This window comes from Bifidobacterium callitrichidarum, from assembly GCF_003129905.1.
Lineage (GTDB): Bacteria > Actinomycetota > Actinomycetes > Actinomycetales > Bifidobacteriaceae > Bifidobacterium > Bifidobacterium callitrichidarum.
In genome coordinates this window covers 1-578 of record NZ_QFFM01000062.1, presented here as the reverse complement: position 1 = coordinate 578, position 578 = coordinate 1, and the positions used below count along the sequence as shown (strand labels likewise).

At 63.5% G+C, this 578-nt stretch carries 1 protein-coding gene; it reads left to right on the top strand.

All coding sequences use genetic code 11. The annotated features are described in order from the left end of the window. Positions 1-578 (top strand): anaerobic ribonucleoside-triphosphate reductase (nrdD, locus tag DF196_RS13110; RefSeq protein WP_277745756.1); only part of this gene is annotated, 578 nt, incomplete at both ends.

The window sequence follows — 578 nt, the reverse complement described above, 5'->3', positions numbered from 1 at the left end:
ATGCAGACCATGGAGTACCAGATCAACTCCAACCGCGTCTCCAACGGCCAGACCCCGTTCGTGACCGTCGGCTTCGGTCTGGGCACCGACTGGTTCTCCCGTGAGATTCAGCGTGCCATCCTGCTCAACCGCATTCGCGGCCTGGGCAAGGAGCACCACACCGCCATCTTCCCGAAGCTCGTGTTCACCGTCAAGCACGGTGTGAACGCCGACCCGGGCGACCCGAACTACGATCTCAAGCAGCTTGCCCTCGAGTCCGCCACCAAGCGCATGTACCCGGACGTGGTGTTCTACGAGAACATCGTCAAGATCACCGGCTCCTTCAAGGCCCCGATGGGCTGCCGTTCCTTCCTGCAGGGCTGGATCAACCCGGAGACCGGCAAGGACGAGGAAGACGGCCGCATGAACCTCGGTGTGGTGACCGTGAACGTGCCGCGCATCGCCATCGAGTCCCATGGCGACAAGGCCCGCTTCTGGAAGCTGTTCAACGAGCGCATGGAGGTGGCCCACCAGGCCCTGCAGTTCCGCATCATGCGCTGCAAGGAGGCCACCCCGGTCAACGCCCCGACGCTGTTCCG